Annotated in this window: 18 protein-coding genes; 10 read left to right on the forward strand and 8 right to left on the reverse strand. The window is 54.9% G+C overall.

The annotated features are described in order from the left end of the window. Positions 1–380: 380 nt before the first annotated feature. The gene (locus CSC3H3_RS00240) at positions 381–2,516 is read right to left on the reverse strand and encodes a methyl-accepting chemotaxis protein (RefSeq protein WP_101282948.1); all 2,136 of its coding nucleotides are present in this window, start codon (positions 2,514–2,516) and stop codon (positions 381–383) included. A gap of 419 nt (positions 2,517–2,935) precedes the next feature. Continuing rightward, the gene (gene acs, locus CSC3H3_RS00245; RefSeq protein WP_101282950.1) at positions 2,936–4,879 is read right to left on the reverse strand and encodes an acetate--CoA ligase; all 1,944 of its coding nucleotides are present in this window, start codon (positions 4,877–4,879) and stop codon (positions 2,936–2,938) included. Between the two features lie 485 nt (positions 4,880–5,364). Here acs and CSC3H3_RS00250 point away from each other — a divergent pair, with 485 nt between their 5' ends. The 3 genes from CSC3H3_RS00250 to def all read left to right on the forward strand — a co-directional run bounded on the left by CSC3H3_RS00250 (position 5,365) and on the right by def (position 8,415). Next, positions 5,365–6,156 carry a glutamate racemase gene (locus CSC3H3_RS00250; RefSeq protein WP_101282952.1) on the forward strand — a complete coding sequence of 264 codons (792 nt, stop codon included), beginning with the start codon at positions 5,365–5,367 and terminating at the stop codon, positions 6,154–6,156. Positions 6,157–6,245: 89 nt separating this feature from the next. Then, the gene (locus tag CSC3H3_RS00255; RefSeq protein ID WP_101267506.1) at positions 6,246–7,745 is read left to right on the forward strand and encodes a DNA recombination protein RmuC; all 1,500 of its coding nucleotides are present in this window, start codon (positions 6,246–6,248) and stop codon (positions 7,743–7,745) included. Positions 7,746–7,896: 151 nt separating this feature from the next. Continuing rightward, positions 7,897–8,415: a peptide deformylase gene (def, locus tag CSC3H3_RS00260; RefSeq protein ID WP_101282954.1), complete on the forward strand. Its 519-nt coding sequence runs from the start codon at positions 7,897–7,899 to the stop codon at positions 8,413–8,415. 121 nt (positions 8,416–8,536) lie between these two features. Here the strand turns inward: def and CSC3H3_RS00265 are convergent, their stop codons facing one another. Further along, on the reverse strand, positions 8,537–9,517 hold the full coding sequence (locus CSC3H3_RS00265; protein ID WP_101282956.1) for a methyltransferase type 12: 981 nt from the start codon (positions 9,515–9,517) through the stop codon (positions 8,537–8,539). A gap of 129 nt (positions 9,518–9,646) precedes the next feature. Between CSC3H3_RS00265 and fmt the strand changes: the two genes are divergently transcribed. Together fmt and CSC3H3_RS00275 are read left to right on the forward strand one after the other, a co-directional pair. Then, complete coding sequence (fmt, locus tag CSC3H3_RS00270) at positions 9,647–10,591, forward strand: methionyl-tRNA formyltransferase (protein WP_101282958.1); 945 nt, start codon at positions 9,647–9,649, stop codon at positions 10,589–10,591. A 97-nt stretch (positions 10,592–10,688) separates the two neighbouring features. Further along, a complete protein-coding gene (locus CSC3H3_RS00275; protein WP_101282960.1) occupies positions 10,689–11,192 on the forward strand; it encodes a GNAT family N-acetyltransferase in 504 nt (167 codons plus the stop codon). A 117-nt stretch (positions 11,193–11,309) separates the two neighbouring features. Here the strand turns inward: CSC3H3_RS00275 and CSC3H3_RS00280 are convergent, their stop codons facing one another. After that, positions 11,310–12,314: a LysR family transcriptional regulator gene (locus tag CSC3H3_RS00280; RefSeq protein WP_245881213.1), complete on the reverse strand. Its 1,005-nt coding sequence runs from the start codon at positions 12,312–12,314 to the stop codon at positions 11,310–11,312. 154 nt (positions 12,315–12,468) lie between these two features. On the opposite strand from CSC3H3_RS00280, the gene CSC3H3_RS00285 reads away from it, so the two are divergent. Beyond that, positions 12,469–12,654: a hypothetical protein gene (locus CSC3H3_RS00285; protein ID WP_101267497.1), complete on the forward strand. Its 186-nt coding sequence runs from the start codon at positions 12,469–12,471 to the stop codon at positions 12,652–12,654. Between the two features lie 284 nt (positions 12,655–12,938). Here the strand turns inward: CSC3H3_RS00285 and CSC3H3_RS00290 are convergent, their stop codons facing one another. From CSC3H3_RS00290 to CSC3H3_RS00305, 4 genes are all read right to left on the reverse strand, one after another. Further along, positions 12,939–14,306 (reverse strand): MFS transporter, encoded by a 1,368-nt coding sequence (locus CSC3H3_RS00290; protein ID WP_101282962.1) that lies wholly within the window; start codon positions 14,304–14,306, stop codon positions 12,939–12,941. A gap of 305 nt (positions 14,307–14,611) precedes the next feature. Further along, positions 14,612–15,019, reverse strand: coding sequence for a DUF1850 domain-containing protein (locus CSC3H3_RS00295; RefSeq protein ID WP_101282964.1), 408 nt, complete (start codon positions 15,017–15,019; stop codon positions 14,612–14,614). 4 nt (positions 15,020–15,023) lie between these two features. Further along, entirely contained in the window at positions 15,024–17,135 is a 2,112-nt protein-coding gene (locus CSC3H3_RS00300; RefSeq protein WP_101282966.1) for a TRAP transporter permease, read from the reverse strand. Positions 17,136–17,307: 172 nt separating this feature from the next. Beyond that, positions 17,308–18,267, reverse strand: a complete 960-nt coding sequence (locus CSC3H3_RS00305; protein WP_101267490.1) for a TAXI family TRAP transporter solute-binding subunit — start codon at positions 18,265–18,267, stop codon at positions 17,308–17,310. 306 nt (positions 18,268–18,573) lie between these two features. Between CSC3H3_RS00305 and CSC3H3_RS00310 the strand changes: the two genes are divergently transcribed. The 4 genes from CSC3H3_RS00310 (at position 18,574) to rapZ (ending at position 22,546) form a co-directional block, all read left to right on the forward strand. Continuing rightward, positions 18,574–19,314 (forward strand): response regulator transcription factor, encoded by a 741-nt coding sequence (locus CSC3H3_RS00310; protein WP_101267488.1) that lies wholly within the window; start codon positions 18,574–18,576, stop codon positions 19,312–19,314. Between the two features lie 55 nt (positions 19,315–19,369). Then, positions 19,370–21,046 (forward strand): stimulus-sensing domain-containing protein, encoded by a 1,677-nt coding sequence (locus CSC3H3_RS00315; protein ID WP_101267486.1) that lies wholly within the window; start codon positions 19,370–19,372, stop codon positions 21,044–21,046. Positions 21,047–21,134: 88 nt separating this feature from the next. After that, entirely contained in the window at positions 21,135–21,581 is a 447-nt protein-coding gene (locus CSC3H3_RS00320; RefSeq protein ID WP_101282968.1) for an HPr kinase/phosphorylase, read from the forward strand. Next, on the forward strand, positions 21,578–22,546 hold the full coding sequence (gene rapZ, locus CSC3H3_RS00325) for an RNase adapter RapZ (RefSeq protein ID WP_245881214.1): 969 nt from the start codon (positions 21,578–21,580) through the stop codon (positions 22,544–22,546). Before CSC3H3_RS00320 ends, rapZ begins: the two co-directional genes overlap by 4 nt.

A 22,546-nucleotide genomic window follows, 5' to 3' on the forward strand; every position in this document is an offset into this window, starting at 1 on the left:
ATCCCGCAGCGAATGGCGCGGGCCGTCTTTTATCGGAATTTTCGAAAATCTTGAATGATCGGTCGATCAGGTGCCATGAAGCCCACAATGGAACATGCGCCAGGAAAGCAGGTCTCCGTCGCACTTATGGGGCAGTCATTAAAAGGCACACCTTACATCGGACCAAAATCCATAATTATTCAAATCACATGCTGCGTCGCAGCGGATTGTACCTACCCCAATTTCGGCCAAAACACAACCTTGCCACCCGCAAGGGCGCGGGTAACAGGCATGCATGCAAAAGCGCCCCTTCGTTTGCCAAAGGGGCGCTTTTGGTGTGCTGCGCGGTTGTTTCAAACCCTATGCAGGCCGTATTTGCCGTAAGGCTGGCAAAGGCTGCGTTATTTGCTGTCCTGAATTTCTCCCAGGAAAATATCAATCTCGCGGCGCAGGTTATCAGCCTGGCGGGCAAGGCTGTCGGCGGCACTGGTAACATCGGCGGTGGCGGTTTCGCTGCGTTTGGCGGCGTCACTGACCCCGGCAATATTGCGGGTAACTTCGTCTGTACCCTGTGCGCTTTGTTGTGTGTTGCGGGCAATATCGCGGGTGGCGGCACCCTGTTGTTCGACCGATGCGGCAATGGTGGTGCCAATGGTGTTGATGTCGCCAATCACGTTGGAAATGGCCTGCATCGACAGCACGGCTTCGTGGGTTGCTGTCTGGATGGTGACGATCTGATCGCTGATTTCGCTGGTTGCCCGGCTGGTTTGTGCGGCCAGCGATTTTACCTCGCCCGCGACCACGGCAAATCCCTTGCCGGCATCGCCGGCGCGTGCGGCCTCGATAGTGGCATTCAGGGCCAGAAGGTTGGTCTGCCCGGCAATATCATTGATCAGGGTAACAACCTCGCCAATGCGATCGGCACTTTGGGCCAGGGTTTGCACCAGCTTGTTGCTTTCATTGGTGCGGCTAACGGCACCCTGGGCAATATCGCTGGATTTCTGGGCCTGTTCGCTGATTTCCAGGATTGATGCGGATAATTGTTCGGCTGCGGTTGCAACCGATTTCACATTGCCCGATGCTTGGCGCGCCGCCGCCACGACATTGTTGCTTAAAAGGTTGGTCTGCGAAACGGTTTCACCCATGACAGTGGCACTGCTGCGCATCGAATTCGATGCCTGTTGAACGGCCTGCAGGGCCTCGTCACTGCGATTGCGGAACTTGTCGATCGACCGGCGGATTTCCTCCGCACGGTCAAGTTTGCGCTGGCTTTCGGCTTCGCGCTCGGCGGTCAGGCGGGCATTTTCACGCAAATTACCCTGAAACAGGTTAAGGGTTTCAAAAATGCGGCCAACGGCATTTCGGCTTTGTGCTTTGGGGATGGCAACATCAAGTTCGCCATGCGCCAGCCGTTCCATCAGGGAAACGGCCTGTGTCAGCGGCCGGGTAATCCCACGGCCCAGCGACAGCCCAACCAGCACGGCAATTGCGGCAACACCGGCCAGCAACATCAGCGAGAAATTGCGCATCCAAATCGCCGGGGCAAAGATTTCGTCGCTGTCAATTTCGGCAACCATCGCCCATTTGGTATCGGCAAATGACATGGGCACATAGGATGACACAACGCTGTCGTCACGGTAATTCAGGTCTTCCATGGTGCCGGTTTTACCCGCCAGGGCATCGCGGACCTGTTTGGTGTCAATCCGGCGCTGCAGGCTGGTATGGGCATCACCCATGCGGCTGTCATTGCGCATCAGCAAATCCTGGCCAACAAGGTAAACTTCGCCGGTTTTGCCCAGCCCGTCATTGCGCTGCAGGATATCATTAACCCGGGCAATGGGGACTTCGACGGCAAAAACACCCATGCGCGTTGTGCCATCATCGGCAAATACCGGTGTCGCCAAAAAGGCATTGCTGCTGCCTGCCGCCGGGCCATACAGGGTGAAATCGGCAAAGGCTACATTGCCAGCCTGGGCATTGCTGGCTTCGTTAAACACGCGGGCCAGGCCGGTTTTTGCCAGTTCCGGGTCGCCAAGGCGGGCGGCAAAATCATCGCGTTTCGCCTCGGAATACAGAATATCGCCATCCTGGCTGATCAGGAAAATGTCGGCATAGCCGCGGGCATGTAACAGCTTTTCCATCCACGGATGATACTGGTGATGGATATCGGACCAGGTAGAACCATCCTTTGCCTGCAATAACTGGTCGCGCTTGTCGGCCGGGTTCGGGTTTTGCGCGATGTAAAAATTTTGCAGGGTCTTTTCCGGGCTGCTGCCCAGATCCGACCAGGCAAAACCAAACAGTTTCATTGCCTGGCGAATGGCAGGGCTGTCGGCCTGAATGACCAGATCTTCGCGCACCGAAACCAGATATTGGTTAAGCTCGCTTTGGCGTGAACTGGCAAGGGCAAACAGTTTGTCGGTGGCCCCTTCATTCAGGGCATCGCGGGCGATGACATAGCTTGAGATCGCCGTGACAGCGGTAGCCACGATCGCGATCAGGGCGATAACGGCGGGAATGACCCGTCTTAATGACATTCTGGCTAAAAAACCCACGATGCTTATTCCAGTCTTTTTCGATGCCGGTGATAGAACCGGCACCTATTATTGAATTTATACCTGTGGTTTTATCTATGGGGCTTCGCCGGATTGGGGAAATCAAATGAATGTGCTGGCGTGGTGATATAAATGTGAACGATCATTCCAGAATTTTGCTTGCAAAGCTGGATTTTGCTGCCAGATATATTGCGGCCTGTCGGGATTTTGCCGCTATTGCGGGCTGTTAGCGCCAAATCCACGCGCGCGCGCGGGTAACCGGCGCAATCGCAACGCGTGTGTGTTGCTGGGTTTATGCCGCCCTTTTGCGGATCATAGGGCCTTTATCACCCGGGAAATTACAGGCACAAAAAAGGCGGCATCACGAAGACGCCGCCTTTGAATTATGCCATCAGCCCGGTTTAGCGGTTCTGACGGTTATCAATCAGATCATCAACCACGCCCGGATCGGCCAGGGTCGAAGTATCGCCTAGCTGGTCATATTCGTTCGCAGCAATTTTGCGCAGGATACGGCGCATGATCTTGCCCGAACGGGTTTTCGGCAGGCCCGGCGACCACTGGATATAATCGGGGCTGGCAATCGGGCCGATTTCCTTGCGCACCCATTTCACCAGTTCACCACGCAGCTCGTCGCTGGGTTCTTCATCGGCATTAAGGGTGACATAGGCATAAATGCCCTGGCCTTTAATGTCGTGCGGAACACCCACAACGGCGGCTTCGGCCACCTTGGGATGGGCAACCAGCGCGCTTTCAACTTCGGCCGTACCCATACGGTGGCCCGAAACGTTGATCACGTCATCGACACGGCCGGTAATCCAGTAATAGCCATCTTCATCGCGACGTGCGCCGTCACCCGTGGTGTAAACCCCGGCAAAGGTCGAGAAATAGGTCTGGATAAAGCGTTCATGATCGCCATAAACCGTGCGCATCTGGCCCGGCCAGCTATATTTGATCACCAGGCTGCCTTCGGTCGCGCCTTCCAGTTCATTGCCTTCATGGTCCAGTAGTGCCGGTTCAACACCAAAGAACGGCAGGGTGGCCGAACCCGGTTTCAAATCGGTCGCGCCGGGCAGCGGCGTAATCAGGATGCCGCCGGTTTCGGTCTGCCACCAGGTATCCACAATCGGGCATTTTCGTTTGCCAACATGCTCGTGATACCATTCCCAGGCTTCCGGGTTGATCGGTTCACCGACCGACCCCAGAATGCGCAGCGATGACAGGTCGGCTTTTTCCACCCATTCGGCACCTTCGCGCATCAGGGCGCGAATGGCGGTCGGTGCGGTATAGAAAATATTGACCTTGTGCTTTTCACACACTTTCCAGAAACGCGAAGCATCCGGATAGCTGGGCACGCCTTCAAACATCAGGGTCGTGGCGCCGTTGGCCAGCGGGCCATAAACGATATAGCTATGTCCCGTGACCCAGCCCACATCGGCCGTGCACCAGTAAACATCGCCATCATGGTAATCGAACACATATTGATGCGTCATTGACGCATAAACCAGATAACCGCCCGATGTATGCAAAACACCCTTCGGTTTGCCGGTTGAACCCGATGTGTAAAGCACGAAAAGCGGGTCTTCGGCATTGACCTCGGTCGGGGGGCAGTCGGGTGATGCGGCATCGCAAATGTCCTGGTACCAGACATCGCGCGCGTCATTCCAGGGAATGTCCTTGCCGGTATGTTTTACCACGACCAGCTTTTCAACCGACTTCACACCGGGATGGGACAGGGCCTCGTCGGCATTGCGTTTCAGGGCAACACCACGGCCACCCCGCAGGCCTTCATCGGCGGTAATCACGACCTTGGCGCCGCAATCTTCGATGCGACCGGCAAGGGCCTCGGGCGAGAAGCCACCAAAAACGATGGAATGGATCGCGCCGATGCGCGCACAGGCCAGCATCGATACTGCTGCTGCCGGGATCATCGGCAGGTAAATGACAACGCGGTCGCCCTTGTTCACACCCATGGTTTTAAGGGCATTGGCAAAGCGCGATACGCGTTCATGCAGGTCTTTATAGGTGATGTGTTCGGAAACTGACGGGTCGTCACCCTCAAAAATGATCGCGGTCTGGTCGCCGCGCGTCGCAAGGTGACGGTCCAGGCAGTTGGCCGAAACGTTCAGCGTGCCGTCTTCATACCATTTGATATAAAGGTTGTGCGGATCATAGCTGACATTTTTGACCTTGGTGAAAGGCTTGATCCAGTCAATGCGTTTGCCGTGTTCGCCCCAGAAGCCTTCCGGATCCTCGACCGATTGTTTGTACATGGCATCGTATTTGGCTTTGTCGATCAAGGCGCCTTTGGCGGTTTCCTCGGAGACGGGATAAACGTTCGCAGACATTGTTAAGCCTCTTGTTCGTTTCCTGTTGTCTATGCGTTCGCACCGCATACCCGCCCGCGAAGATCAGGGTATGTGCACCGGTGCGAAAATTCGGTGCGGTTCAGTTTCCCGCCTGGCTGTGCCTGACGGCCTTCCGTTACGGAATGCCGGTCAAACGAGACCTGTCGCTTGCGCCCTATGCTAGTGCGCAGAACATATTCAGGGAATACAACTTAAGACGGGTGCCGCAAGACAGCGAAAGCTGCCTTTCAACTTTGGAATGTGGTTGTGGTTACGCCGTTTAGGTGGACGGTCCGGAGCGTTTTGCACCCGCTGGCGTTTGTTGTTTTTAAAAAGCCGTTTCCTGAATAGATGCTTGAAGCATAGTCACAATTTTCGGGTTTCGCCAGTGGCGCGGGCGAAAATGGCATTCTTTTCCTTTTTCGGTCGCAAATCGTGCTTGCCCTGCGCTAAACCGGAAATAGTCCCACGAACAAGGTTTTATCATGACACCGGAACTTACCGCGCCTGTTGCCGTCTTTGATGCGGGAATCGGCAGTTATTCGATTGTTGCCAAAATTCGCGAAAAATGGCCGCAAAAGGATATCGTCTATTTCGCAGATCGCGCCAGTTTCCCCTATGGCCGTAAAAATGCAGCATCGTTGCTGGCCGTCATGCGCCAGACCATCGATTATCTGAATGGTTTTAACCCGTCAGGCATTGTTATTGCGTCCAATGCCCCCTCGATCATGGTGTTAAACGATGTGCAGAAGCTGACATCAACACCGGTTAGCGGGGTTTTACCACCCGTGCAGGCCGCCATCGCGGCATCAGCCAGCGGGCATGTTGCCGTGATGGGTGTGGCATCGTTAATTGATAGCGATATGTTTGCACAGTTTATCGCGCCATTTGCAGGCCGGGCGACGGTTACGGGCTTTAACGCATCGGGCGCAATTGACCATGTTGAAAACGGTGATTTCCTGTTCAAACCTGATGAAACTCGTGTCACCGTTGAAAAACTGATGGCTGATATTTTGGCCGTTGACCCGGAAATTGATGTGCTGACCCTTTCAAGCACCCATTTGCCGTGGTTGCGCCGATATTTTGAGGAAGCAGCCCCCAATTGCACCTTCCTTGATCCTGCAGATGACGTGGTAAATGCCCTTGATATTGGCCCGATGGGCAAGGGCATTACCTATGGCGTGGCAACTGAAGCCCCCGGTTTTGAAATTGCCGAATTTGAAGAAATGCTGCGCCAGATCGGCGTGGATTTGCCCATCCATAAAGCCGTCCTTTGACGGCTTTATCGGCCCTGCCGTTTGCGTGGCTGGATTTATAAGAACAAAACAGATACAACCGAATTGTCCTGTAATCAGATGGTGTGAATATGGATCCGGTTTCTTTGGCCGTTGGCGGCATTGTGGTTTTGGTGGTGTCGCTGGTTTTCAGTACGCAACTGGTGAAACGCGCGCGGGAATCGGCCCTGGCCGAGGCGGAATCGCACAATGCGTTAATCGCTGCGCAGCTTGAACAGGCCGAAGCCACGCGCCGCGAACTGGCAAGTGAACTGGCCCAGTTGCGTGACCGGTTTGATGGCGTTGCCGAAAAACGCGCCATTGCCGAAACCACGGCCAACCGTGTGCCGGGGCTGGAAACCGAAATTCGCGAATTGCGTGTTTCGCTGGAACACTGGCGCGAAAAAGGGGCGGAGCTTGAAACCGCGCTGGAAAAGGAACGCGAAGCTGCCCAGGAAAAGCTTCAGATGCTGGATGATGCGCGGGTCAAACTGCTTGATAGTTTCAAGGCGCTGTCGTCCGATGCGCTGAAGGTCAATAACGACGAATTCATGAAAATGGCGCGTGAAAGCTTCTCGCGTCTGCAGGAAGGGGCCAAAGGTGACCTTGAAAAACGCCAGCAGGCAATTGACGGGCTGGTAAAACCTATCCGTGAACGGCTTGAGGCCTTTGATGTAAAGGTCAATGAACTTGAAAATTCGCGTAAACTCGCCTACGGCGAATTGCGTGAACAGGTTGGGTCACTGGTCGCATCGCAGCAGCGCCTGTCGCGTGAAACCCAAACGCTGAGTTCCGCGCTGCGGTCCAGTTCGTCGGTTTCCGGTAAATGGGGCGAATTGCAGCTTAAACGCATTGTCGAACTGGCCGGGATGGTCAACCATTGCGATTTTGAAGAACAGGTTCATTTCAAAACCGATGAAGGCGACCAGAAACCCGATATGGTCATTCACCTGCCGGGCGGCAAAAACATTGTGGTTGATGCCAAGGCACCGACATCGGCCTATCTGGAAGCGATCGAAGAAAAATACGACGATGACCGCCGCGAAGCCCTGATGGGAACTTATGTTGCCAATGTTCGTAAGGTTATAGCTGGCCTTTCAAAGAAGTCTTACTGGAAATCTGTAAATTCACCGGAATTTGTTGTGTTGTTTCTGCCTGGTGAAAGCTTTTTTTCTTCCGCGCTGGAACGCGATCCCAGCCTGATCGAAGACAGTTTCCGCGATGGGGTTATTCTGGCAACGCCGACCACCCTGCTGGGCCTGCTTAAGGCGGTGGCCTATGGCTGGCGGCAGGAAGCCCTGGCCGATAATGCCCGTGATATCAGTGAAATTGGCCAGCAACTGTTTGACCGTCTGGGATCGCTTGCCAAAAACTTTACCGCCATGGGCAAATCCCTTGAAGGAACGGTAAAGCATTACAATAAAACGCTGGGGTCGCTGGAAAGTTCGGTCCTGGTGTCGGCCAAGCGGCTTAAGGAAAAGCATATCGTGGCCGATGACCGCGATATTGACCAGCCGGGGCAGTCGGAAACCCATGTTCGCCAGCTTAGCAAACCCGAACTGACCGCCCATATGCTTGAAGATCGAAGCTAAAGCACGTTGCGCCCATCTTGCCGCCATCTGGCTGCTATGCGACGGACTTCTTGACTCCCATAACTTGCGGTCTTATCTCCAAGCCCGACTTATATTATATTGAAGCCGTTCCAAGGGGGACGGTTTCTTCTTTTGACCCGGAAAATCTGACATGGCCTTGCGTGAAATTCTTATCGTTCCTGATCCCCGCCTGAAACAGGAATGCGAACCGGTATCCGAGGTGAATGACGAGATTCGCCAGATTCTGGATGATATGCTTGAAACCATGTATGACGCACCGGGCATTGGCCTTGCCGGCCCGCAGATTGGCGTGATGAAGCGCGTGATCGTGCTTGATGTATCCGACGACAAGGAAAAACCGGCACCGATGAAAATGGTGAACCCGGAAATCATCTGGGAGTCCGAAGATTTTTCGGTCTATCAGGAAGGTTGCCTGTCGATCCCCGATCAATATGCCGATGTCGAACGCCCTTTGGAAGTTGGCGTGCGTTACCTTGATGAAAATGGCACGGAACACGAGATTGAGGCCGATGGCCTTTTGGCAACCTGCATCCAGCATGAGATCGACCATCTTGATGGTGTGCTGTTTACCGATTATCTCAGCGCGCTGAAACGCAACATGATCCTGAAAAAGGTCATGAAATTGCAGAAAGCCAAAAAGTCGGCCTGATATAAAACCGCTTGATTAACCAGGTGGTTTCGACGTTTACCATTGCATATATTGCGCGCCGCGCCGGTAGCGCAACAAAGGGGCTGGTTTACCGGCCCTTTTTTATGGGCAATCGCAGGGCTTAACTGGCAGGCAGGTTGGCAAGCTGGCCAATAATCCAGCCTTCCTGATCGCGGATCATTGCCGTGTCTGGCAGGTTTTCCGCCCGTTTCCCCATTGCAATCATGATCAGGCCAATCACACCGATAAGCGCGTCAAAGGCATCATCCTTGCCATTGGCATTATCGATGCCGTTGGCAATGCGCTGGTAAAGCGATGGTTCCATCACAATGCCCCTGCTTTCAAGTATTGGCATTAACTGCGCAATGGCATCCCGGCGGGCGTCCTGCCGGGATTTGGCAAAGCGGCCCGATGGCAATGTCATCTCATGCAAGCCCAGCCAGCCATAAATCTCGGCCGGGTAGGTTTCGATCAGGGTGGTGCCGGGTGTTTGCGAAAGACGGGCAAGATCCCCATCAAACGGCCAGATGTGAAACCCGCGATCCCGACCGGCCAATAACAGGTTTTGCCAGCCATGCAGCATCGCCTTGCCCACCTGGTTTGCGCCTAATGTCCAAAAAGGGACGGCGGCTTCATTGCGGGTTGCTGTTGCCTTTTCACAGGCGCGGTGCAGGTCGGAAAAGGCATCAACGCCCAATCCACTGGCAAGATGGGCGCGTTTTACGCTGCCTTTCGCACCGGCACGTGCGGGGTAAAAGGGGCGGTTGGGGGTGATCTGTGTTTGGTCATCGCAAATATCAAAAAAGCCCTGTCCTTGCGGGGTTGAAAGCCAATCCAGCACCGATGCGAAATTTTCAAACCCGGACTTTTCATACCATGCCCGACATAACCCCAGCGGAAAATCCAGCCCCAGCCAGATGGTTTTTGTTTGCCCGTCCTGGCAAAGCTGGTTGATGAACGGGGCGATATCCCCCACGGGTGACATATCATCAATGCACCAGCCTTCATCACGATCATTGATGCGACGGGCATGTACTTTCCAGCGGCCCTTTGCCCCTACAGACCAGTCAGCATGGTAAATTTCATCAATATCAAAGGGCATGGTTTGGCATTCAGGGCTGTGTGGCTGGGCAGGGTGATGGCAGTTGCCGGTTTGCGGGTTGTATTTTCGCGATCATACCGCCAAATTGCGCAAACATCAGTTTGCCTCTTACGATGAAATGGTTTGGTCATGACGAAATTGCGAATTGCCTTTATGGGAACGCCGGATTTTGCCCTGGTGGCGCTTAAGGAACTGGTTAAGGCAGGTCATGACGTGGTGTGTGTTTATTCCCAGCCGCCGCGCCCCGCGGGCCGCGGGCACAAGGAAACACCAACCCCGGTTCATGCCTGGGCGCACGATCAGGGGATCGAGGTGCGCACCCCCGTTTCCTTAAAATCCGATGCCGAAAAGCAGGCCTTTGCCGATTTGAACCTCGATATCGCTGTGGTTGCCGCCTATGGCCTGATTTTGCCAAAGGCGATTTTGGATGCGCCGAAAATGGGCTGTTTGAACATTCATGCATCCCTGTTGCCACGCTGGCGGGGGGCTGCGCCGATTCAGCGCGCCATTCTGGCCGGTGATGCCAAAACAGGTGTCACCATCATGCAGATGGATGTGGGCCTTGATACCGGCGACATGCTGCTGATCGATGAAATTGCCATCACTCCCGAAACCTACGCCAGCGGGCTGCATGATGATCTGGCTGATATGGGCGGTCGTCTGATTGTTGATGCGCTTGAAAAACTGCCCGCCGGGCTGCTTACGGCGACTCCCCAGCCTGAAGATGGCGTCACCTATGCCGCCAAGCTGGAAAAGACCGAAGGCAAGCTGGACTTCACAGAAGATGCCGCGCTGCTGGAACGTAAAATCCGCGCTTTTACGCCCTGGCCGGGGGCCTATTTTGATTTGGGCAAGGAACGCATCAAGGTGCAGGCCGCCCAGCATATTGACAATACCGACGCCAATATCACCGGTCACCCCGGCGAGATTATTGATGACCAGCTGACCATCGCCTGTGGCAGTGGTGGTGCCCTGCGCCCAACCCGTATTCAGCGCCCCGGCAAGGCCGCGATGGATGCCGATGCAGTTTTGCGCGGTTATGACAAACTGGCAAAAGGCGTTATCGTTTCCTGATTTTGCCGCTATCGTGGTGGCAAAGCCTTAATGTGCCAATTGCCACCATCGGCTCCTGCCCCACAGGAACGCCACAGATACGCTACAGGAAGAACGCATGACGGAAATTCGCCTTGCCACCAATCGCGATGGTGACCAGATCAGCGATCTGATTGCCAAAGTATTTGCCGAATATCCCGGTTGTGTTTTTGACCGTGCGGCTGAGTTTCCCGAACTGGATGCCATTGCCGATGATTTTGCGCCACAGGGCGCGATCTGGGTGGCGGAAAATGCCGATGGGCAGATTATTGGCTGTCTGGGCATCAAACTTTCCGATGATCAAACAGTGGCCGAACTGCACAAGGTTTATCTGGATAAATCCAGCCGTGGGCAGGGCCTGGCCCAGCGTCTTTTGGCCCATGCGCGGGACTGGCTTTTGGCGCAATACCCCGCCTGCCAGGAATTGGTGCTTTGGACTGATACCCGCTTTGTTGCCGGGCATCATTTTTACCGGAAGTGTGGTTTCATCGAAACCGGCCAGACCCGCACGTTAGATGACCTTAGCAAATCGGCGGAATTGGCCTTTCGCGCCGAACCGGCAATGGTTCTGGCCGCAGCTTAACTGTTTGGCCTTGGTGGCCTAATTCACCTTGTTGAGACGGTTTTAACGCCAGATACACAAACAGCCTGACCAGCTTGATCAGGCTGTTTTTTATTATCCTGTGTCGAAAGTCCCGGCTTAGCTTGCCTGCCCTTTGGCGGCGGCTTCGGGGTTCAGGGCTTTTTGGTTTGTCTGGATCGGGCGGCCATCTTCGCGGCGGACCGAACGGGCATCGCGCATGCCCAGTTCCCATGGCGGGACCGGGGTGAATTTTTCGGCCAAAAAGTCCACAAAGGCGCGGACCTTGGGGGAAAGGTGCCGTTTATGCGGATACACCGCCGAAATCCACGCGCGGTCATGGATAAAGTCGGTCAGAACCGGGGTCAGGCGACCGGCACGAATATCTTCATGGACCAGATATTCCGCGAGGCGGGCCATGCCCAGCCCGGCAACAACGGCGGCATGCAATGCATCACCGTCATTGGCCGAAAAACTGCCCTGCGCGCGGAAGGACATATGGCCTTCAGGTGTTTCAAAGTGCCAGTCGTTAAAGCTTTCGCGCGATGACAGATGTAAACAGTTATGGTTCACCAGATCCTGCGGTTTGCGCGGAATGCCGTTTTTTTCAAGGTAATCGGGCGATGCGACGATAAAACGCCGGTTTACGGCATATTTGCGTGCAATCAGCGATGAATCCTCAAGTTCCGACAGGCGAATGGCCAAATCGTAGCCATCGTTGACCAGATCGGTGAATTTATCATCAAGTGTGAGTTCCACCCGCACATCCGGATACATATTGAGGAATTCCGGGATCAGTGGCACCACCTGGTATTTGGTAAAGGCGACCGACGCGTTAATGCGCAAGGTGCCCCGTGGTGCGGCATAAAGCTGGGTGACGACTTCTTCGGCTTCTTCAATTTCATTAAGAATGGTGCGCGCACGTTCATAAAAGGCGCGGCCTTCCTCGGTCAGGCTAAGCTGGCGTGTGGTACGCATCAGCAAACGTGCCCCCAGCCGGTCTTCGAGGCGCGAGATATATTTGGAAACCGCAGATGGCGACAGGCGCAAAGCCCGCGCTGCTGCCGAAAAGCTGCCTTCTTCAACAGCATAGACGAATATTTCCATTTCTGCAGCGCGATCCATCGGCGTTTCCTCAGACCAATTTGGTTATTTGTGATGGTTGTTCATAAGTAATGTGCATATTGAGGTAATTCCCCTTCGCAGTAAAGAGAATTAGATTGTTTTTCAGACGACGCGGCGATGTTGCCGCAGAAAACGAAATTCAAGGAGGTCCGATATGAGGACGTTTGCTGACATCAAATTGCTGACGATCGAAACCAGCGAGATCGAAGCTGGCGTGCGTAAGGGCCAGCAGCTTCGCGCTGAATTCATCAGTGGCTTCTTCCGTAACCTGTTCAAAGGTTCCGATGCCAAGTCCAGCCACGATGCGACCCCGGCCGGCACCGTTGGTGGTGCAGCCTGATCACTGATCAGAATTCAATCCGTGAGCGCGTCACCCGCGCTCCGGTATCTACCCGAGTTTTACTGTAGCGTCCTTCCTCCCAAGTTATGACGCTGTTTTCCCGACTGGCCCGGACACCTTTGTGTTCCGGGCCGTTTTTTTTGCCGATTTTACCCATTTATGCCCCATCAGAACAAATGGGTCGCATTTAATGTATCCCGGCATATTGTCCGGGATGCGCTGGTTGATTGGGTTGGATTACCCGGCTTAGCGACATTCCCGGGGTTATCCCTGCCGGATTGCGCTTAACCAACCCGCGCTGCTTGCGGCTGCGTCATATGCGGTGGGCGATAAAAACCCGGGCGTTCAGCCAGCCAGGATAGCAGTGTTGCAATTGCCATGGCGCTGACGGTGCCAATCAGGATACTGGGTAAATTGACACTGGCGGCAAACAGCCAGCCATATATGGGCGGGCCTGCCGATGATGCCAGCACCATAATCGCCGTCAGGCTGGATCGCACCGACCCGATTTCATGTAAAGGCACCAGTTCGGGCACAATGGCGGTGCGCAGCGTGGTGGCAAAGCCGGTAGTGAAGCCCGCCAGCGCCATATAAACCGGAATAATCTGTGCCGTGCTGGTCATTGCCAGCACGATAACGGCCATCATCAATGGCAGTAAATGCCAGGGGAACAGCCGCCTTGCGCCAAATTTATCAATCAGCGGGCCACTGCCAAAGGCCCCGATGACCGACGTAATGGCAAAAAGGGTAAAGCCCGCAGCAAACCAGCCAAGGTCGATGTTTTTCTGGCTGGCAATAACCGACTGATGAAAGAACAGCGCGGTTAACACCAACGGTTGTCCTGCCAGCATGGGAATCGAAAGCCAGATATAAACCGACCTGAACAGCTTGGGATGTGGCGATCCGTTGGTTTGATGCCTGTCTGCCTTTACCGCATCAGTCGCATTATTTGTGTGGATTGGTTCGATGTTATCTGCTGGCTGTTCTTTGGCGATGGAGGATGGACCATTGGTTTTGTCATCTGCCGCAGCGCTTTTGGCAGATGCACTATGCGCGGGTACGGCCCGAAAACCGGCATTGCCCCGCACCAGCCAGCTGGCCAGCGGTACCATGACCAGCAAAATCACAATCCCGGCCGTAACAAATGCACCGCGCCAGCCCAGCCCGGCAATCAGGGCCAGGAAAATGGCGGGCATGATAGCCTCGGCCATGGGAAAACCAAACGCGGCAATCGCCAGCGCCCGGCCGCGATTGCGATCAAAATATCGGGCAATGCTGGTCATGCTGACATGGCTCATCAGGCCCTGACCGGCAAATCGCAAAATAAACAGCCCGGCAATCAGCACCGGTATGTTTTCCGATGTCGAGGTAACAAAACAGCCCGCAGCAAGAAAGACCATCACCAAAAGGCTGTAACGCAGCATGTCGATCCGGTCGATCATTCGCCCGATAAAGGGCAGGGCCGCCGCACTGGCAATGGTGATGCCAGCATAAATATTGGCAAACCCGGTTTCGTTAATGCCCAGGCTTTGTGAAATGAAGGGAACAAATAACGCGATTAAAAAAGTCTGCCCAAAGGCCGAGCCAAAGCTGTGCAACGCACCAAACGCCAGCGGGCGGGGTGATTGCCGCAAAAGGTGGAAAAACTCCATTTTGAAACTTGCTGGTTTGAGTTTGAAAAAGAATACAAAATTGTATCGATTCAAATGGTCGCCGTCTACTGCGCGACTGGATAGGGGATGCAGGCCAAACGCCCAATGTCCAACACCAACCCACCATGCTGTTATCACCAAAAAAAACGGCACCGCCGAAACGGTGCCGTATCAAAGCCAATGACAGTGACATGCCTTTATCGCTTCCCGGTTAAATCGGGTTGGTCATGAAGGCTGTGCGCGTTGCATGAAAACCGGTTCACACAATCCCGCCGTACCATCGCGGCCACGGCACCTGGCGATGCTTAACCGTGGCTGTGTGTGGTAACCGTGCCTTCCGGCCCCTCAGCATCACAGGGGCGAACCTTGATGGCAGCCTGTGCCTGTTCGCCCAGATCAAGGCAATCCTTCATTTGCGGGCTGCAAACATGCCAGCCGCCGCCGGTTGCCCCGGATGCGGCAAGGTTAAGTTCGGGCAGCGCCCCCAGATGCGGGGTATAAACCCACCAGTCATTTTTCAGGATCGCGTCGGGCGGGGGTTCCATTCCGGCCCCGCCGCCCTTTACACGGGCTTCTACAATTTTAAGCCCGTCTGGCACGATATGGTAATCTTCCTGCCAGCCGGTATGTTCCACCGAATGCATCCACGACAGGGTAAATGCCGTGATGGCAAGGCTGATGGTTTTACTGGCTGTCAGTATGCAAAGGCCCATTGGATCAGGCCCCTGTTGCTTCTTTGATTTTGCGCAGCCGCAGCATATGCATGACAACAAACAGTGCAAACAGTGCAAAACCCATCACATCGGTAACCGGATAGGCCGCAATCAGGGTAAAAGCTGCTGCCACCGCAATCAGCCGTTCCGGAACGGTCAGGCGAATGTTCAGCGCACCAATCACCGCCATGCCCCACAGGCCAATGGCAATTGCCGTTTTGGTAAAGATATAGGCAACCGCCGGCACATAGCCGATTTCATCGGCCATCGGCCCGCCATCCTGAAGCATCAATGCCGGGGTATAAACCGACATGAAAGGAATCAGGAAGCCCGCTGCCGCCACCTTGATGGCTTCAAGCGAGATTTTAAGCCCGCTTGCCCGTGCAATTGGTGCTGCTGCAAAACAGGCAAGCGCGACAGGCGGTGTCAGATCGGCAAGGATGCCGAAATAGAACACGAACATGTGGCTGACAATCAGCGGCACACCAAGCTGCAACAGTGCGGGACCAGCAATAGATGATGTGATGATATAGTTGGGAATGGTCGGAATACCCATGCCCAGCACGATGCAGGTGATCATGGTCAGGATCAGCGACAGGAACAGGCTTTGCGATCCGACATGGACGATGAAGGCACCAAAGGTATTGGCAACACCGGTCAGCGTCATGGTGCCGATAATGATACCGACAACCGCACAGGCAACACCGACAGGCAAAGCTGTTTTTGCCCCTTCGGCCAGGGAATCCCGGCAGATCAGCAGGGTTTCGCGCCCGCCCTTGGAAATCGCATTCCATGCCATCAGAATGACAATCGCCGTGACGATAACGTGAATGCCAAATTCAAGAAACGCTGCCGAAACCAGACCAAGGCCGATCCAGAAAATGGTGCGGATAATGCCCTTGGGCAGGCCCAGCACGATCGAGCTTCCCAAAATCAGCAGCACGGTCAGCGACAGGCCGACAGTCCCGGCGAAAAGCGGGGTATAGCCGCTAAACAGCAGATAAACCAGCACCGCAAGCGGCAGCAGTAGATACCAGCCCTTGCGAATGGCAGCACGCGGCGAGGGCAGTTCGGATTTGGCAATGCCCGAAAGGCCGTATTTGCCTGCTTCCAGATGCACCATCCAGAAAACCGATGCAAAATACAGAATGGCGGGAATAAGGGCGGCCTTGACGACCTCGTAATATTCAACGCCAAGCGTTTCGGCCATGATAAAGGCCACAGCCCCCATCACCGGCGGCATCAACTGCCCGCCCATGCTTGATGTGGATTCAACACCACCGGCAAAGGCCGGGCGGTAGCCAAACCGTTTCATCAGCGGGATGGTGAACTGGCCGGTTGTGACGACGTTGGCAACACCGGAACCCGAAATGGTGCCCATCAGGCCCGATGAAATAACCGAAACCTTGGCCGGGCCACCGCGCGCATGGCCGACAAGGCCCATCGAAACATCGGTGAAAAGCTGGATCATCCCGGCCTTTTCAAGAAAGGCACCAAACAGGATGAACAAAAAGATATAGGTCGAAGACACATAAATCGGAATGCCGTAAATGCCTTCGGTTCCATAGGTCATATGGTCGATGACCTGGGTGAAATCATAGCCACGGTGATTAAGCGGCGACGGCAGATATTGCCCGAACAGGCAATAGGCCAGGAAACAGGCCGCAATAATTGGCAGGGCCGGGCCCATCAGAACATAGGCACCTGCAAACACCCCAATCAGCGCGACAATGCCAAAGGCAATATCGATGGTGTTGGGGTCCCCTGCGCGCAGGATCAGGTCGTTATATTCGACCCACTGATACCCCGCGACGGCAACACCGGCCAGGGCCAGAACCCACGCCAGCGTTTTACCCGGCAGGCCAGATTTGCGACCAATCGCGATTAACGGAAAAATCAGCACCATCAGGAAGCCGACATGGATGGCGCGGGCAACCTGGCTTGGAAAATCAATCAGGTGCGCAGCCGTGGAGATCTGGAAAACCGAAAAGGCAAACGCAATCCAGAACAGCAGGCGCCCTTCAAAATTGGGGGCAAAGCTGTCGACCAGCGGGTCATGAAGGGCCAGATCTGGGGAGTCGGCAGGGACATGGTGGGTGGAATGGTCTTGTGACATTTAGGTTCCCCGGCAATGTCGGCAACAGGCAAAGGAAGGGATTTCATTTGTCACGAAAGGCGTATTCGCCCTGTGCAAAAGCAAATCCCGGCCGGGGCGCAAACCCCGACCGGTGAGAAAAATGCTACGGGCAGATTGGGTTGTGGGTCGCAAACCAGCCCGTGCAGGGCAATTACATGATGCCTTTTTCTTTGTAGTAGCGTTCTGCACCCGGGTGCAGCGGCAACGGCATGCCTTTGATTGCGTTTTCGAGTTTGATTGCCTTTGCTGCATTGTGTGCAGCTTCAAGGGTCGGCAGGTTTTCGAAAAGCTGTTTGGTCATCTGATAGGCAGTTTCGTCCGAAACACCGGAATGCGAAACCAGGAAGTTGACGATGGCAACAGTCGGGACATCATCAGCCTGGCCTTCATAGGTGCCAGCCGGGATGTTACCGGCAACATACGGTGCGCCCAGCTTTTCGGCAACGTCAGCCGGAACCGAAACAATGGTGACTTCCATCGAAGAAGACAGGTCTTTCAGCGATGCAACGCCAAGACCAGCCGACTGCAGGGTTGCGTCAAGCTGACGGTTTTTCATCAGTTCAACGGATTCAGCAAACGGCAGATATTCGACTTTGCCCAGGTCCTCATAGGACATGCCGGCAGCTTCAAAAATCTTGCGGGCGTTGAGTTCGGTACCGGATTTCGGTGCACCGACGGAAACGCTTTTGCCTTTCAGGTCAGCCAGCGATTTGATGCCGGATTCCTTGGAAGCAACGATCTGAATGTAGTTCGGGTAAATCGCTGCAATGCCGCGCAGTTTATCAAGCGGCTTTTTGAAGCCGACTTCTTCGTTGCCTTCCCAGGCCAGTTTCACCGAATCGCCCAGTGCAAAGCCGATTTCCCCACGGCCAGCCTGCAGCAGATTAAGGTTTTCAACCGATGCCTTGGTGGACTGCACCTGGGTGCGTGCCCCGTCGATTTTCTCGCCATATACGTTGGCAAGCGCCGCGCCCAACGGGTAATACACACCCGAAGTACCGCCGGTCAGAACGTTGATAAATTCGTCAGCCTTGGCCATCGACATGGTGCCAAAGCTCAGTGCTACCGCCATTGCGCCTGCAAGTACGGATTTCGCACGAATGGATGTCATCAGGTCTTCCTCCCTTGAAGATATGAATTCGTCTGCGCCCGGCCGCCGCCTTGTTCACGGTTCTTTCTTCGCGCTTTCGTGAAGGCAGCTTAGGGGACTTCCAAAGAATAGGCTAGCCTATATCTGTGGTGGATATACATATTGTCGTACCGGAATCTGTTTGGCATCGCATTCAGTGCATTGCAACAGTGATTTGAGGGGGTGAAAAAATCTCAAATATGCCGCATCTGGTTATTTTTTCGCCACAAAGCAGTGTTTTTTGTATAGTCCACGTTAAGTAGTTCAATTTTTGAAACGAGGATCCAGGTGAGTAAAATAGCGCTTGTGGATGACGACCGGAATATTCTGACATCGGTTTCGATGGCCCTGGAAGAAGAAGGCTATGAAGTCAGCACTTATTCCGACGGGTCCGAAGCTCTGCACGCCCTGACAAAGGACGAGCCGGACCTGGCCGTTCTCGATATCAAGATGCCGCGCATGGACGGGCTGGAGCTTCTGACCCATTTGCGCAAAAAAACCCAGATGCCGGTTATTTTCCTGACCTCGAAAGATGACGAAGTCGATGAACTGACCGGTCTGCGTCTTGGTGCGGATGACTATATCAAAAAGCCGTTTTCACAGCGCCTGCTGATCGAACGTATTCGCACATTGCTGCGCCGTTCCGAAATTATCCGTGCCGGTGGCGTTCGCCCGACCGGGTCGGATGATGTGATCCAGCGCGGTGATCTGGTTCTGGACCCGTCGCGTCACATGTGTAGCTGGAAAGGCCAGCATGTGAACCTGACCGTGACCGAATTCCTGCTGATCCAGGCACTGGCAAAGCATCCCGGCCACGTCAAGAACCGCGACCAGCTGATTGATGCGGCCTATGGTGAACATATTTATGTCGATGACCGTACCATTGACAGCCACATCAAACGCCTGCGTAAAAAATTCCGCGAAACCGACAAGGAATTCAAGGAAATCGAAACGCTCTATGGTGTGGGCTATCGTTACCGCGACACGGCGGCGGCTGTTGTGGCCCCTGGCGCTGTTGTTTCGGAATAAGCAGGACTTCAACAACCCGGCATTCGGCAATCTGCCGGGATAAAGTACGGTTTGCATGAGCGATAAAGTTGCTACGGCACCCCAGCAGGGAGGAAACCAGACCGAACCCCGCTCCGGCGAGACGCGCTCTGTGCGTCTTGAGGAACGGCACGGCCTGTTTTCTCCGCTGACATGGCGCATTCTTGCTGTGAATGCACTGGCCCTGTTTGTGCTGGTGGCAGGTATTCTGTATCTGGGCCGCTACAAACAGGAACTGATCCATTCCGAGCTTGAGGCCATGGCCGTTCAGGCGGAAATGTATGCGGCCGCCCTGTCAACTGCGGCTGTTGGCCGCGGTGATGATGCAACCGAACGCGTAAAGCTTGAAACCGCACGCGAAATGGTGCGTCGCCTGGTGGGGATCACCGGCGCGCGCGCCCGCCTGTTTGGTGCAAACGGGCAATTGATTGCCGATAGCCGCAATATCCAGTCATTTGGCGCCGGTGCGGTGCAGGCCGAAGAACTCCCTGCACCGGGCGATGATGACGAGCTGGCCGAAATCATGCGCAATCTGACCGAAGGGGTTTTGTCACTGTTTGAAGGTGACCAGCCCCTTCCGCTTTATGTGGACCCGCCGATTGCCAGCGCATCGGATTACCCCGAAGTCCGCGCAGCCCTTGCCGGTTATTCGCGCGGCGTGGTGCGGGTTGACGGGCGCGGCCGCAGGGTTCTGTCGGTATCGGTCCCTGTCCAGCGTTTCAAGCAGGTGCTGGCCTCGATCATGTTGACCAAAAATGGGGAAACGATCGAATCTGCTCTGCATGCGGTGCGGCTGGATATCCTGAAAATCTTTGTTTTTGCCTTTGGCATTACGGTTTTGCTGTCGATTTATCTCGCAGGGGTGATTACCCGGCCGCTTAACCGCCTTGCCCGTGCAGCCGAACGGGTGCGGCGCAGTAAAAACCGCCAGTTCACCATTCCCGACCTGTCAGATCGCAATGATGAAATCGGCGATCTTTCCGGCACGCTGCGCGCCATGACGGAAACCCTGTGGGACCGTATGGATGCGATTGAACGTTTTGCCGCTGACGTGGCACATGAAATTAAAAACCCGCTGACATCCCTGCGCAGTGCGGTGGAAACGGCAACCCGCCTGAAAGACCCCGAACGCCAGCGCCGGTTGATGGAAATCATCGCCGAGGACGTGCAGCGTCTGGACCGTCTGATCAGCGACATTTCCGATTATTCGCGCATGGATGCCGAACTGTCGCGCGCGGAAACCGAAGAAGTTGATTTGCGCATTTTGCTGCAAACCCTTTCCGAACTTTATAATGCCGGTGAAGGTGGCCCGCCTGTAAAGGTTACCGCGCCTGAAAACCTTGTGGTGCCAGCCCTTGAAAGCCGGCTGGTGCAGGTTTTCCGCAACCTGATTTCCAACGCCCTGACCTTCAGCCCCGAACATGGCGAAGTGCGCGTACGGGCGTGGCGCGATAAAAACCAGGCCGTTATCACCATCGAGGATGATGGGCCAGGTATCCCGGCAGGCAAGGAAGAAGCGATCTTTAACCGCTTTTATACCGAACGCCCCTCAAGCGAGAAATTTGGTCAGCATTCGGGCCTGGGCCTGTCGATTTCGCAGCGAATCGTTTCGGCCCATAACGGCCATCTCAGTGCATCAAATCGCACCGTCGAAGGCGAGGTCAAAGGGGCGGTCTTTACCGTTCGCCTGCCGCTTGAAACCGGCAGCCGCTAACCGGCAAGGCATTTTTTGTGCAGTGCAGGCATTTTAGCGCAATTCCCCGTTTGACAAGCAGCCCTGCGCCGCGCATCGTTTTGCCGATATGACACAGCTTCACGCAAATTGTGTCGCATTTGACGGGCAGGGCATTTTGCTGCGTGGTCCCTCAGGTAGCGGCAAATCGGACCTTTCCCTGCGCCTTGTTTCGCGCGGGGCACAGCTGGTTTCCGATGACCGCACCGATATTTCCTTAAAAGATGGCCTTTTGCTTGCCAGCGCCCCGCAAACCCTTGCCGGGCTGATCGAAATTCGTGGCATGGGTATTGTTGCGGGAATGGCGCATTGCCGCCATGCAGAAATTCGCGTGATTGTCGATCTGGTCGAACCCGGTACAAATGATATAATTGAACGAATGCCTGACCCTGCAACCGAAACCCTGCACGGGATTGATGTGCCGGTCTGGAAGGTCAACGCATTTGAAACCAGTGCACCTGAAAAGATTGAAACGGCCCTTGCCGTGGCAACCGGGAAGATGCGGATTGTATCATGACAGACCAGCCCCAAAGGCCCGTGATGCCCGAAAATGATGACAGCCGGTTTTCGCCAGCGCCCCTTCCCGCCAGCGGCGATAATGCCCGTCTGGTGCTGGTCACGGGGGTTTCCGGTGCCGGGCGCACCACCAGTTTGAAAATCCTCGAAGATTTCGGCTATGACGCGGTGGATAACCTGCCTTTGCGCCTGCTGCCCAACCTTTTAAGTGGCGATACCGAATTAAAGGTGCCCGTCGCCATTGGCCTTGATATTCGCACGCGCGATTTTGGCGTGGACCAGTTTGCCGAAATTATTGCGTCCCTGCGCGCGCAGCCGGGCCTGGATTTGACGGTGGTTTTTGTCGATGCCGAAAGCACGGTTTTGCAGCGCCGCTTTACCGAAAGCCGTCGCCCGCATCCGCTGACCCAGGACCGCCCACTGGTCGATGCCATTGCCCATGAAAAACGCCTCATGGCACCAATTGCCGCCATGGCCGATATGCAAATTGACACATCGCGCCTGAAGGCAACCGAACTTCGCAAAATTTTGCAGGACCAGTTCGCCAGCCCGTCATCCGGGCAAATGGCGATTTTCGTTAAAAGCTTTTCGTTCCGCCAGGGCGTTCCCGGCGAGGCAGATCTGGTTTTTGACGTGCGCTTTTTGCGCAATCCGCATTATGATCCCGATCTTCGCAATCTTACGGGCATGAACCCGCAGGTGGGTGCCTATATTGCGCAGGATCGTGATTTCGCCGGTTTTATGGACCGGTTAAAGGCCCTGATCGGGCCGGTACTGCCCCGCTATGCCGAAGAAGGCAAAAGCTATCTGACCATTGCGGTCGGTTGCACTGGCGGGAAACACAGGTCCGTGTATATTGCGCGCCTGCTTAATGACTGGATATCAACACTGGGATATGACGTTCATCTCAGTCATCGTGACAAACCGGCCGAGCCGGATGAAACCAAGCCGGGGGAAATGATTTGA

This window comes from Thalassospira marina, assembly GCF_002844375.1.
Classification (GTDB): Bacteria; Pseudomonadota; Alphaproteobacteria; order Rhodospirillales; family Thalassospiraceae; genus Thalassospira; species Thalassospira marina.